General features: G+C 68.2%; 16 protein-coding genes and 2 pseudogenes. 10 read left to right on the top strand and 8 right to left on the bottom strand.

All coding sequences use genetic code 11. The annotated features are described in order from the left end of the window. The 5 genes and pseudogenes from C1I99_RS08930 to C1I99_RS08910 all read right to left on the bottom strand — a co-directional run. Window positions 1–345 (bottom strand): annotated as a pseudogene (locus C1I99_RS08930) (DUF3427 domain-containing protein); the annotation flags it as partial. An 87-nt stretch (window positions 346–432) separates the two neighbouring features. After that, a complete protein-coding gene (darG, locus tag C1I99_RS08925) occupies window positions 433–1,512 on the bottom strand; it encodes a type II toxin-antitoxin system antitoxin DNA ADP-ribosyl glycohydrolase DarG (protein ID WP_111133732.1) in 1,080 nt (359 codons plus the stop codon). After that, complete coding sequence (gene darT, locus C1I99_RS08920) at window positions 1,509–2,198, bottom strand: type II toxin-antitoxin system toxin DNA ADP-ribosyl transferase DarT (protein WP_111133731.1); 690 nt, start codon at window positions 2,196–2,198, stop codon at window positions 1,509–1,511. Before darT ends, darG begins: the two co-directional genes overlap by 4 nt. Before the next feature lie 3 nt (window positions 2,199–2,201). Continuing rightward, window positions 2,202–2,435 (bottom strand): hypothetical protein, encoded by a 234-nt coding sequence (locus C1I99_RS08915; protein WP_111133730.1) that lies wholly within the window; start codon window positions 2,433–2,435, stop codon window positions 2,202–2,204. Window positions 2,436–3,013: 578 nt separating this feature from the next. Beyond that, window positions 3,014–3,430 carry a hypothetical protein gene (locus C1I99_RS08910; protein WP_111133729.1) on the bottom strand — a complete coding sequence of 139 codons (417 nt, stop codon included), beginning with the start codon at window positions 3,428–3,430 and terminating at the stop codon, window positions 3,014–3,016. 240 nt (window positions 3,431–3,670) lie between these two features. On the opposite strand from C1I99_RS08910, the gene C1I99_RS08905 reads away from it, so the two are divergent. From C1I99_RS08905 to C1I99_RS08885, 5 genes and pseudogenes are all read left to right on the top strand, one after another. Next, on the top strand, window positions 3,671–3,925 hold the full coding sequence (locus C1I99_RS08905; protein ID WP_111133728.1) for a hypothetical protein: 255 nt from the start codon (window positions 3,671–3,673) through the stop codon (window positions 3,923–3,925). Next, window positions 3,922–4,185, top strand: a complete 264-nt coding sequence (locus tag C1I99_RS08900) for a DivIVA domain-containing protein (protein WP_111133727.1) — start codon at window positions 3,922–3,924, stop codon at window positions 4,183–4,185. Before C1I99_RS08905 ends, C1I99_RS08900 begins: the two co-directional genes overlap by 4 nt. Continuing rightward, window positions 4,182–4,417, top strand: a pseudogene (locus tag C1I99_RS08895) (hypothetical protein); the annotation flags it as partial. The gene C1I99_RS08900 and the pseudogene C1I99_RS08895, both read left to right, overlap by 4 nt. 181 nt (window positions 4,418–4,598) lie before the next feature. Continuing rightward, on the top strand, window positions 4,599–5,105 hold the full coding sequence (locus tag C1I99_RS08890; protein ID WP_111133726.1) for an RICIN domain-containing protein: 507 nt from the start codon (window positions 4,599–4,601) through the stop codon (window positions 5,103–5,105). Window positions 5,106–5,442: 337 nt separating this feature from the next. Then, window positions 5,443–5,697, top strand: a complete 255-nt coding sequence (locus tag C1I99_RS08885; protein ID WP_199562055.1) for a phosphodiester glycosidase family protein — start codon at window positions 5,443–5,445, stop codon at window positions 5,695–5,697. Window positions 5,698–5,831: 134 nt separating this feature from the next. Here the strand turns inward: C1I99_RS08885 and C1I99_RS08880 are convergent, their stop codons facing one another. Together C1I99_RS08880 and C1I99_RS32680 are read right to left on the bottom strand one after the other, a co-directional pair. Then, a complete protein-coding gene (locus C1I99_RS08880) occupies window positions 5,832–6,842 on the bottom strand; it encodes a mechanosensitive ion channel family protein (protein WP_111133724.1) in 1,011 nt (336 codons plus the stop codon). Window positions 6,843–7,353: 511 nt separating this feature from the next. Further along, window positions 7,354–7,506 carry a hypothetical protein gene (locus tag C1I99_RS32680; RefSeq protein ID WP_158554033.1) on the bottom strand — a complete coding sequence of 51 codons (153 nt, stop codon included), beginning with the start codon at window positions 7,504–7,506 and terminating at the stop codon, window positions 7,354–7,356. A gap of 439 nt (window positions 7,507–7,945) precedes the next feature. On the opposite strand from C1I99_RS32680, the gene C1I99_RS08875 reads away from it, so the two are divergent. Beyond that, a complete protein-coding gene (locus C1I99_RS08875; protein ID WP_146603923.1) occupies window positions 7,946–8,851 on the top strand; it encodes a hypothetical protein in 906 nt (301 codons plus the stop codon). Window positions 8,852–9,151: 300 nt separating this feature from the next. Next, window positions 9,152–9,916, top strand: a complete 765-nt coding sequence (locus C1I99_RS08870; RefSeq protein ID WP_111133722.1) for an AbfB domain-containing protein — start codon at window positions 9,152–9,154, stop codon at window positions 9,914–9,916. 61 nt (window positions 9,917–9,977) lie between these two features. Here C1I99_RS08870 and C1I99_RS32265 read toward each other — a convergent pair whose 3' ends face one another. Further along, entirely contained in the window at window positions 9,978–10,481 is a 504-nt protein-coding gene (locus C1I99_RS32265) for a hypothetical protein (protein WP_146603922.1), read from the bottom strand. On the opposite strand from C1I99_RS32265, the gene C1I99_RS08865 reads away from it, so the two are divergent. From C1I99_RS08865 to C1I99_RS08855, 3 genes are read left to right on the top strand one after another with little or no spacing between them, the layout of a single operon-like run. Beyond that, window positions 10,471–11,139 carry a hypothetical protein gene (locus tag C1I99_RS08865; protein ID WP_111133721.1) on the top strand — a complete coding sequence of 223 codons (669 nt, stop codon included), beginning with the start codon at window positions 10,471–10,473 and terminating at the stop codon, window positions 11,137–11,139. The genes C1I99_RS32265 and C1I99_RS08865 overlap by 11 nt on opposite strands. A 13-nt stretch (window positions 11,140–11,152) precedes the next feature. Beyond that, window positions 11,153–11,413 (top strand): hypothetical protein, encoded by a 261-nt coding sequence (locus C1I99_RS08860; RefSeq protein ID WP_111133720.1) that lies wholly within the window; start codon window positions 11,153–11,155, stop codon window positions 11,411–11,413. Beyond that, a complete protein-coding gene (locus tag C1I99_RS08855; RefSeq protein WP_233512414.1) occupies window positions 11,410–11,814 on the top strand; it encodes a hypothetical protein in 405 nt (134 codons plus the stop codon). Before C1I99_RS08860 ends, C1I99_RS08855 begins: the two co-directional genes overlap by 4 nt. The last annotated feature ends 67 nt before the right edge of the window (window positions 11,815–11,881 follow it).

Here is an 11,881-nt window from a genome sequence, read left to right as displayed (position 1 = left end):
GAACGTGGGCTGCGCGGGTGGAGTTGGCGGGGCGGCGATGGCGTGCAGGAGGTGCTTGGCGTCAGCTACCTGATCGTGTGCTGTGGCGGCCTGCGGATTGAGGTCGGCAATGGCCTCGGCGATGCGGTTGGCCAGCTCGACCTGGCGGGCCAGCTTGTCGCCGCCGCCGGGGACGGCGTGCAGGGCGCGGTGGGCCAGAGCGGCGATGTGCCGGGCCAGGGCCTCGTGGGCGTCGGCGGGGTCGAGCTTGGCGTGCTGGATCAGGGCCCCGTCGACGTGCTGTAGGCGGCCGGCAAGCTCGTGGGTGATCAGGTGCTCGTAGACGCCCCGCTCAAGATCCGTCACCGTGTAGACCTAACCAGGTTCCACCGTCTCCCGATGTCCCATTCCGGTGGCGGGCAGGAGGCGGGAGGTTCTTACCCAGCAGCCGACTCACGCAACAGTCAATGCGGGGAGCAGGCCGGCTGCCTGCAGCCGGTCATAGGCCAATTTGATGTGCGCAGGCGTGAAGAGGCGCGCTTTGCGGCCACTCCAGCTACGAACCCGTTCGGTCAACTCACTCAGATCGCGGGTCGGTGGATGCAACGCGGCGGCGTAATGCACGGTGGCCAGTAGCTCAAGACTGTAGGGCGCCTCGAAACCGTCGACCAAACGGGCTAGCTGCTCCAACGCGTCCGATGACGTCGAGCCGTGGACCCGGAACCAGGTCCCGACAGCCTCGGCCGTACCGGCAGTCAGCCGGATTGGCTGAAGCTCCTCGACTCGCGCCGACCGGTCACCGAAGCCGGTGAGGTAATGCCCTTCCAGCCGGTCGAGGACGTGGTTGAGGTTTTCGGCGTACGGGCCGTATCGGCCACGACCGTACTGCAGGCGTAGCGGCTGGCCCAACACTTGGAGGAAGTAGGCGATCTTCTGGATTTCCAGAACCGTGACACCGTCACGTGGTTCGAGTGCTCGTGCCCGTTCCAGGTAGCGGTCGATAGCCTGCAGCAGGACGGCGCGCCCAGGAGTCAGTGAGGGCTTCTTAGTGGCTACCGGCATATCGGCCGGGTCCGGTGCCCCCTCTGGCGGAAAGAGCAGCACTCGTACATCGGGCAGGTCGGCGAAGGCGCGCTCGATCACGGGCCGGACCTCGTCCCAGTTGAGTCCACCGTTGCCGCAGCCCAGAGCCGGCACTGCTATCGACCTGATCCGTCGTTCCCGTACAACACGGACAAGATCGGCAAGGCCGGCCTGGATGTCAGCCAAGCTTGAGTTTGCCCGCCAGTGACTCTTAGTGGGGAAGTTGATCACGTATCTGCGCGGGCCGAGACGTGCCGAGTCGAAGACAAACATCTTGCCTAGCTGGACCTCGTTGGCCGCGCACGCCGCTCGGTACGCTGCGTAGTTAGCCGGGTAGGCGCGCTTGAACTGGAGAGCGATGCCCTTGCCCATCACTCCGACCGTGTTGACGGTGTTGACCAACGCGTCGACGTCGGCGGTCAGCAGGTTGCCACGACTTAGAACGATCATTCACGCACCTCCCTCCGCGTGTAGCCGTAGTACCAGTTCGGTCTGACACTGACGTATGGCTCGATCATGCCAGCGTCACGGAAGACCTGCCTCACCTGTTCCCGTCGTTCCTCCGTCCGTACGGCGTAACCGGCCAGCAGGTCGAGAGGAAACTCACGATGCACCAGGAACTCGGCTGCCCGTCGGCGCATGCGGTCCATGTCTTCGGGGATGTCCTTCCAGACCTTCGCCCGCAGCAGAGGCCAGTCGACGAGGGTCGCGAGCTCGTCAAGGCTGGCCGAGAAGCTTGTTAGTCCGACAGCGCAGTTCCCGTCGCTCGCCACCCACTCGCGCCCGGCGTCACTTACCCGTTCTACCGAGCTCACCAGGTAGACGAGCGGATCATCCCCTCCTGGGTAGCAACCCGACTTCCCGTCCCGATGGTCGCACGCAATCCGGAACATCATCGGTGAGCGAGGGGCGAAGTAGAACGGCACGTAGTCGGCGACGACCCCGCCCGGGGGGCACGGTACGCGTCGTTCTCGTCGACGCGCCTTGATCTCCGCCGCACCCACGTTCGTCGCTAACTGCGGGCCCACGCTGCCGTCTGAAAACAACCTGCCGGCCTTCAGGACCGCCGGCAGGTTGTCGATGTGAGTGAAGTGCATGATCAGGGTTGGCTTCGGTTGGCCGATCGTGTCCGACATCCGTCAGTCCAGCTCGCTCGGGTCGATTCTGGCCTTCACCTCCGCGTGCTCGGGGTTGAAGGGTGGGTGAGTGACCGTCTTCTTCAACCGGCCGAAGTCGATGTGATCGTCGACGTCGAGCGTCGCAGCCAGCAAGTTGTCCAGTTCCTCGATGTGGACCTGGAGGTCGGAGTTGGCGGCCGCCACCTCGGCGATACGCGCCTCGACATAGAGCCGCTTTCGTTCCCGTTCATCCACCGCAGCGGCACGTTGCGCTGCCTTCATAGCTCGTTCCGCCTCGCGGCGCAGCTGCTGGTGGTGGCCGGTACGTCGCAGCCTGAGCCTGCCGCTGGGCGCGTACCTGACGTGCGTGCGCCCGCTGCATCTCCTTGAGGATCCCACGCGTGTGTCCTAAAGGGGTAGATGGGGTGCGGAGCCGAAACCCTAGCCAGTGCGTCAGCAGGATGACATGCGCTCGCCAGCTAGGCAGCCGCACCTTCCGTGGTGGAACATCCGCTCATGTCCAGCAAATGAGGCGCTTGGTGTCGGATGCCGGACAGTCTGCCGAGCTGCACCTCCGGTCTCGCGGCTCGATCCCGCTCCGCCAGGTTGACGGGCTTTCGGCATGGGTGTGGTTGTGCGCGTCATCGCCGACGTAGGCCACCAGCGCGAGGTCGACCACCTCATCGGCCACGTTGTTCTCGGCCAATCGGTCGAAACCTGGTCGAGTAGAGGCTGGTCCCAGCCCATAGGGGCTCCCTTCTAGGCGTCACGGTAAGTCGTGGGGCAGGTAACGTCGATGCGGGCCGATGCGATGTTCTTGCTCGAGTCGGCGTTCATCGCTGTAGACGGATCCGGACGCTGTAGGAGGGCTGCTCTGCGTGCTCCTGTGAGTAACTGATCTGCGTTATCTGCCGATCATCGGCAAAGAGCGCCACTGCGCTCAGCTCACCAAGGTGCGATAGATCCAGGTTAGGGCGGGCGCTCTTGGCCTGCAGGACGTCGCCGAGTCCACCGAGGTAGTTCGTCGCGTCCGATGGTGGCCGTCCCGGGCCTCGAACAACCAGTTCAAGAGCGACATCGCCCGAAACCACGGGCCACCCTACGCGGCTTACGGCCGTGCGAGCAGCCTCCAGCAGCAACCGCACCCGGTCGGCATGCTGATGGCCGGCCGCCAGCATTGACTTTGCCTCGTTCTTGGTCGGCGGCCATCCCGGCACCTCGAAGGAGATCTCCTCGGCTTCAGCCAACACGGCCAACCTCCCGCATAACAGACCGGCTTGCTGATCAGCATCGGGAATCGTCGAGGTTGTGGGACCTATGAGCTCTCCGTATACGCCTCATCGGCCACGAGTCATTCTGCCGCCTCCGATCCGCCCACACCATCTACACCACGGCCCGGGGCGGGTGCTGGGCTCCGGTCGGTGCGGACGCGGTCGTACCGTCCGACCCGGCCCGCCTCGGTGCCACCTCATGCGGAGCAAGGGAGGGTCATGCAGTCGATTGATGAGGTCCTCGGTGAACTACCGATGCCGCCGTACGTCACCGCGGAAGACGTGACCTTCGCGGTCAAGGCGGTTGCCGTGCATGCCGCCGAGCAGTGGCCGGACGGTCTGCGGTGTCGTAACGATCGGGCGCCGCATCCGTGTCGGCTGCACCGTTGGGGGCGCCGGGTCCTCGACCAGCGCGGCCTCACTAACGGCCAGATCCAGGCACTGATCGCCGAGCAGGATGCGTCGCAGCGATGATCTACGTGACGGGGGAGCGTTTGCACCCGCACCACATCCGCGCCGCCGTCTTCGACACCCGCTGGCGCGGCCTCGACCCCGGCCAGGTGCACGACTACCTCAACCGGGTGGCCGACGAACTCGACCGCCTGCACCGCGAACTGACCACAGCCAACACGGAGGCCGAACGCATCCGCCAGGCGCTGCGGCAGTGGCAGTCCCGGCACACCGGCTGGCGCCATACCGATCCAGGGTCACCGAACAGCCGGTGGGCGCGATGACCGCACCCCGCTGGATCATCCACCTGCCCACCACGCTGACCAGCCTCGACGCGGCCATCGCCCTCGCCGTGGCGCTGCACGACTCGCTCGGTCGCGTCATGGCCATCGACTTTGGCGAGACGACTCTCAGCGAGGAGGACCGCCAGTTCCTGCGTACCCGAGTCGGTGTGACGCCAGGCTCGACGGGGCCGACCGCTGCCGACGCCGCAACGACCACGACGGACCCTGCGGCTGATAGAACACCCAGTCGGGTGTGCGTGAGGACACGAGACCGCCCTGTTACGAGCGCGTGAATGCTGGCTGAAACTGATCTTGCGCCCGTTCCTTCGGATGATCAAGCCGTACTACGGTCATCCGCGTGGGCGACGCTCCGTCCACAGTGACCAACAGTACGTAACACATTGGAGGTGCGCATGCCACGGAAGGCTCGGCGGATCCTGGCGGGTTTGGCCGTCACGGGGGCTGCCATCGCATCGTCGCTTGCTGTCGCGTCCCCGGCCCAGGCGGCTACCTGGTACGAGGTCATCAACTACAAGAGCGGCAAGTGCATTTCGATCGCGGGCGGCGGTAGCCTCAGCAACGGTGCCCGCGCCATCCAGTGGAGCTGCATCGACGGCCCGGAGCAGCTGTGGCGCTGGTCGGGCGACAGCCTGGTCAACGGCAAGAGCGGCAAGTGCCTCTCCATCGAGGGTGGCGGCAGCACCGCCGACGGCGCGAACGCCATCCAGTGGACCTGCAACGGCGGGCCTGAGCAGGACTGGTACTCGAGCAACGGCTACCTGGTCAACGGTAAGAGCGGCAAGGTTCTCTCCGTTTCGGGTGGCGGTAGCACCGCCAACGGCGCCGAGCTCATCCAGTGGCGTGCCAATGGTGGGTCCGAGCAGGGCTGGATCTTCAACGCCCGCTACATCGACGCCTGAGCCTGCCGCACGCTCCAACGTGACCCGTCATGGCGCCAGGGTTCGCGGCTCGTCCGCGGCCCTGGCGCCTGCCCCTTCCGCGGTAAACCCTTCCTTGCCGCACAATTCGGCTCGGTGTGAGGTGACGCCGGGTACGTCGTTCTGTGGCACCGCAGGGTCACGGGCATGACTGCTTCTACTCCTCGCTTGTCCCGCTCCCGCTGCGCCGGGGCGATCGCGGCGGCCGCGCTGGCCGCGGTAGCGCTCGGGGTCGTTCCGGGGGGCCCGCGCCGAGGCCGCCGCCGGCACCCTTCCGCTCGGCGACGCCGACCTGACGGAGGTACGCACCAGTCGTGCCTTGGCCGCCGGCGTCACCCTGACCCGCATCGAGCGGGGCACCGAGCCTGCGCCGGCTGACCAGATCAACACCACCACCCGAGGCCCGTGCGTGGTCAACGTGCTCACCATCGACCACGCGGTCAACCTGGACGGCGGCGGATCCACCGCGATGGCCGTCGAGGGCGCCCTGGTGAACCGGCCGAGCGGGTCGACCGAGCGGGCCGTCGGCGACGCGCTCGTCTACGTGGACGGCCCGTACCGCAGCGGCAACTGATCGTCTCCGAGCAGGTGCCCGCGGACCGCCGGTGACGCCGGCCCGGATCGCCGTCGGCGCGCCGCATCGCGACCAAGCGGCGGCGATCCGGGCGCGGCTCGGCGAGGCGGGCGCGGAAAGGTCAGGGGTCCAGGCTAGGGCTGGTACTCGCTGCGGGTACGCGGCAGCCACTGCGGGTGCTGGTCGCGGACGTACTTGACCAAGCCCTCGCGCAGGTCACAGCGCAGATCCCAGGCGCTTGGCCCGTCGGCGGCCGAGACGCGCACCTGGACCTCCATCGTCTGCGGCGTCACATCGACCACCTGGAGGGTCCAGAGCGCACGGTCCCACAGCGGCGACTCCTCGACCAGCCGTCGCGCCTCGCGCCGGAGCTGATCCACCTCGGCGGTGTAGTCAAGGTGCAGCCGGATCTCGCCCACGACCCGGGCTTCGTGCCGGGTCCAGTTTTGGAAGGGGCGGTCGGTGAAGTAGGTGGTCGGCAGGATCAGCCGGCGCTCGTCCCACATCCGTATCACGACGCTGGTCAGCTTCACCTCCTCGACGCGACCCCACGCGCCGTCAACCACCACCACGTCATCGACGTGTATCGCGTCGGTGAAGGCGATCTGCATGCCCGCGAAGGCGTTCGTCAGGGACGTTCGGGCGCCCACACCGATGAGCACGCCGATCACACCGGCCGAGGTGACCAGGGACACTCCGACCACCCGCGCCTGCTCGTAGCTCATCAACGCGACCGCGATCGCGGTCAGCGTCACGATCACGGCGGTCAGGCCCCGGATCAACCGGACCTGAGTACGTATCCGCCGTTGCCGCCGGTTCGCCGTCGGTTCGTGGGCGAGGCGCCCCAACGCGAGGCTTTCGGTGACCTGCAGAAATCTGATCGCCAGCCACGCACACGCCGCCACGAACGCCAACAGGAGTCCGTGCCGGAAGGCCGACAGCAACCCGTCCGTCGGGGCGGGCACCGAGGCCAACAAGGCCCAGATCACCAGGACAGCTACTGCGGGCAGGCGGCAGGCGTCATACATCGGTCCGACGATCCACCCGTAGCGGGTCTTGGCCGCCCACCGAAAGAAGAGCCTGACGAGCCAGGCCACGAGCAAGGCGGCAACAACCCAGGCCACGACGACCAGCAGTGCGCCCATTCCTCCCCCGAACGTGCGCTGATACCGACATCACGGCGACAACCGCCGCTTGGGGCCGCCGAACCGACCATCCGCACCTCGGCTTGTCTGGCGTCGCCGCCGCGGTCAGCGTCAGCCGTCGTCCCGGACGACCAGAGTCCCGCCGTGCCGGGACAGCGAACTGGCCGGGCGATGCGGTTACCCGGCCAGGATCTGGGTGAAACGGGGGTGACGTCATTGACGTTGCCGCCGCACGGCACGAACGCCAACGTCGGCCGGCGCCCTCTCAGACAGGAGGACGTGGTCATTCCGCCTCTGGATCGCCCGAGCCGCATTATCGTCACAAACCGTCAGGAAACCTCCCGTTCATCGGCCAGGCACTCGGCCAGGTGCCAAAGCTGCTGCAGGTCTTGGCGGCAAGCCAGCGACACCAAGATCCTCGTCGGCCACCTGCTTCGCCTCCGGGAATCAAATGGATGAATGCTGGCTCGCAGGCGCGGCGCAGCTGCGCGTGCCGCTGCGGCGGGACCGGTCAGCAGATCGATAGGAGACCGTCGCGAAGGGCTGGCAGGAAGGTCTGGTCGGTGCGGGCCTCCAGCTGGAGCTGCCCCCAGACCAAGCGCGCCCACCGTTCGGCGAGGGCGGCGACCCGCTTGCGTACGTCCGACCAGTCGGTGCCCTTCACACCCCGGCACGTTAGGTAGGCGTTGCCTGATGTCACAAACGGTTTCTTCGACGCTGTGCGTCCCATGGATGATGCCGCCCGCACAGAAGGGGCAGCTCCACAGAGTCCGCAACAGACCCGGTCCATCGGTGAAGACGGCGCCGGTCAGGACAGGGCCCGGCGGTAGGGGTCCGGGAAGGTCCGACGCCACGTATGAGGACCTGCTGGTCCGATCCACGCCAGGCTCTCCCGCCGCGCCTCAACCGCCAGGTACCCATGCCGGGCCGGGTGTCGGGCAACGACTGTCCCCAACCCCGAAGGCGTCATCAGTCGACTACCTGACGTAGTCGGTTTGGAGATAATGCCTGGTCGGGCGACTACCTACCGTGAGCGCGTCATTGACGAAGCGCCGTGGCGGTCACCCGGAACCAGCCGCGGGCGGGACAGACAGGAGAGTCACATGTCAGGTCAGCCAGCACCCCGGCGGTTCGGACCCCGCGCGTTCAGCCTCGTGGTCGGCCTCGCCGTCACCGGCGCGGTGGTCGTCCCGGCCGCCCCGGCGTCGGCCGCGGTCCCCGGCCTCGTCCGGGTTTCCGCGACCAGTGCCAGCAACTCCAACGACTTCCGCAGCGTCACCGCGACCTGTCCGGCCGGCAAGGTGCTGACCGGCGCGGGCTACGAACTCAACGGAGCGACCGGCGAAGCGGTGGTCGACGACTTCCGACCAAACGGCGGCCCGGCCACCGCGCCGACCGCCGTCACCGTTGGGGCGTACGAGGCGGAGGCCTTCGCCGGCAACTGGTCCGTCACCGCGTACGCGATCTGCGCCAACCCCGTCGCCGGCCTGGTGCGGGTCTCCGCGAACAGTGCCAGCAACTCGAACGACTTCCGCAGCGTCACCGCGACCTGCCCGGCCGGCAAGGTGCTCACCGGGACAGGCTACGAGCTGACCGGTGTGACGGGCGAGGGCGTGGTCGACGACTTCCGGCCCAACGGCGGCCCGGCCACCGCGCCGACGGCGGTCACGGTGGGCGCCTACGAGGCGGACGCCTTCGCCGGCAACTGGTTCGCGACGGCGTACGCGATCTGCGCGAACCCCCTCGCCGGCCTGGTGCGGGTTTCCGCGACCAGTGCCAGCAACTCCAACGACTTCCGCGGCATCACCGCGACCTGCCCCGTCGGGAAGGTGCTCACCGGCGCCGGCTACGAGCTGAACGGCGTCACCGGCGAGGGCGTGGTCGACGATTTCCGGCCCAGCGGCGGCCCGGCCACCGCGCCGACCTCCGTCACCTCCGGCGCATACGAGGAGGACCCGTTCGCCGGCAACTGGACGAACACCGCGTACGCCATCTGCGCGACGGCGTAATTGCCAGGCCGGTGGAGCCACCCCGTCGAGCGGGGTGGCTCCACCGGCCGCTCGCGCCAGGGCCGCGGGCACCTGAAGGGCGACGTACGGCCCGAACCTCAGCCAGGCGAGAAGACCACGGCCCTCGATGCTCTTCGCGATGCTCCTTGAATTGGCAGGCAGTAGGAGCGGCCATGTGCGCTCGGCCTTTGGGGGCTTACGCCCGCAGGCGGTCATATGCCAGACTCCCGTCGAATCTTGGCGTCAAGACAGTCATGAGGAACAGCGAAAGTGGACGGTGCGCGCGCACGGTGGTCAAAGATGATCAACGGCTCCGGCCGCCATCACCTGCCCAGCGGGGCAGCTAGATTCAGGGTGATCGCCGTTCCGGCAGCGCTCCTCGTCCTCCTGGCCGCAGCATCCTTCGGCTATGTAGCACTTGTCGACCGCACCGATCAACAAGGCGACGACCTGCCGCTCGTCTCGGCCTCGGCGAGTTCTCTGCCGACCGATGACCCGGGTTACCTGACGATCAGCAGACAGCCGATCCCCGGAATCAACGGCTCGCTCAACTCGTACAGCCCGGTGCCGAACCCTGACCGGACGCGGGTGCAAACGCCCCGCAGGACTTCTTCGCCGCGTCCGCCCCAGACTACTCAGCCGACAGTTGCCCAGCCCTGCACGGAGTGCCGGTTCCGGTCGTACACCTTCCCGAACCACTACATCCGTCACTACTGGTTCCGGGCCCGTCTTGACGCGAACGTCAGCAGCCTTTCCGACGCATGGTTCCGTGTCGTGACCGGCCTGTCTGGCAATGGCACGGTGTCACTGGAGTCAGCGAACTTCCCTGGATTCTATTTGCGCCACAAGAACTTCGAGGTGTGGCTGGAGCGGAACGACGGCTCCGGGCTGTTCCGAAGCGACGCGAGCTTCTACCTCGAGGACGGGCTCGCCGAACCGACCGGCGTCTCCTTCCGGTCGTACAACTACCCCGAGCGCTACATCCGGCAGGTGAACTCCCTGCTCTACATCCACGTGATATCCCACCCGACCCAACGCGGGGATGCCACCTACTACCGCGAATGAGGTGATCTCAGCGAGGGGCATCGGTTGATCCCGGCTGAGACGGGGATTTTGCCCGGGGCGCTCACCGCGTCCCCTGACGTTGGATTCGCTCGTCGCCCTCGACCTTGGCCCGGCCGTGGTCGCGCTCGGTGCCCGAGGTGCCGGTCGCGGCCCGCAGGTGCCGGCGGTCCGGCGAGTGCTCCACCTCCGAGCCCTGCCGGCCCCGGGCGCCGCTGCCCGAGTGTCGGCGTCCGCGCGCCGATTCGCCGCCCGGGTCGTGTTTGTTTGGCTTATGGCTACCCATGCGTCGGGCGTACCCGGTCGGTGGGCGACTAGTCATCGGCCGGTCTGGGCGGGCGCGGATGTCGGTGACCGGCCGCCGCTGCTCGCTCGCGCGATCACCGGCGTGGAGCGCCTGGTGCTCCTGTGTCCGATGCGCGACGGACAGCACAAGAGCGCGATTCACGCCGCCGTCGATCGCCGGGATTCGTGTCGTGGTCCCGATAGAACGCTGATTCAGGTGATCTACGTCGGTCGATAGCGTCTGGGCAAAGGCCGTCGACGAAAGGCGGACGATGAACCACACATTCCCAGTCCTCTCCCGGCGGGGACTCCTCGCCGGCGCCGCGGCGGCCTCGGCGGTCACCGTCGCCGGCGCGACCGCCGCCCACGCCGCACCACCGGCGGCCGGGGCGCCCCCCACCGGTCCGGCGCAGCCACTCGTCGTCCGGGACCGGATCGCTATCGCGACCCTCCCCGGCGGGCCGGCCCGCTTCCAGGTCGACTTCCACGAACGGCTCACCGCCTGGCTCGCCTTCTGGTCGGCCAACTCACCCCGGGCCTGGAGCGCCCCGGTCGAGGTGGACGGGCAGGTCAGCGCGGACGGTGGCGCGTTCACGCTGCACGCCATCCGGGTCAGCCGCGACGACGAGGTGCGCGATGCCTTCGCCGCCGGCCGCGCCGACGCCGCGCACCTGGCCACCCTCGCCAGCCTGCACCACCACTTTCCGCTGGTCCGCGTCGGCGCCAGCGGCGCACTGCGGGTGACCGACGGGCCCGCCGGTTTCACCGGCTCGGCCGAGCAGGTCGCGTTCGCGGTCGCCGCCTGCCGCGAACTCTGGGGGTGGCGCGCCGCCGACGCGACCACCTGGCGGGCGTACGTGGGCGGGACCGACGCCGCCTCCCGGTCCGGCTGGGCGGCATTCACCAGGGCGAGTCTGCGGCGCGGGCTGCGGACCGAATGAATCGAGGTAGGACATGGCACGCAGCGAATTCCGGTTCGTCGTCGACGGCGTCGACCTGACCACCGACCAGCAGAGCCTCATCGCCAGCGAGATCCAGAAGGCGGGTCTGAACGCCCTTTCCGTCGCTGGCAGCAAGCTGACCAACCCGCTCTCCGTCGGGCACGCCAACCTCAAGCTCCGCCCGGAGTGGTACGGCCTGTGGGTGATCGACGGCCCGTTCGCCGACGACCTCGGCCAGAAGATCAACGACCTCGGCTTCTGGATGCAGCGGTGACCGACACCGCCCACCGGCCGGACCCGCCGGAGCGGATGTGCCCGAGCACCCCCGCGGCCAACGCCACGGTCTTCCTCGGCATGATCACTCCGGCGGGTCGGGTCGCCTACGTCACGCCGCAGCTGCCGGCCGAGGTGGCGCTTGCCGCGTCCGCCGCTTCGGACGCCCCGGTCGAGTCCCGGTACCGCCTCGCCGGCCCGTGCGTCACCGCGTCGTGCGGGTTCTGGACCGGCGAGCACTGCGGCCTGGGTGAACGCCTCGTCGCCTCATACCAGGAGACGGCCGGCCCGACCGCGCCGGAGCTGCCGCGCTGCGCGATCCGCCGGAGCTGCCGGTGGTACGCCGAGCAGGGCGCGGCGGCCTGCGCCGCCTGCTCCCACGTCGTCACCGACGCCCGCTGACCATCGGCGACACCGGTTGATCTCACAGCGTGTACCAGCCGGACGGCAGCGGCCGTTCGGCGCCGAC

This window comes from Micromonospora deserti, from assembly GCF_003236335.1.
Taxonomy (GTDB): Bacteria; Actinomycetota; Actinomycetes; order Mycobacteriales; family Micromonosporaceae; genus Micromonospora; species Micromonospora deserti.
This window is presented reverse-complemented; position numbering and strand designations above follow the sequence as displayed.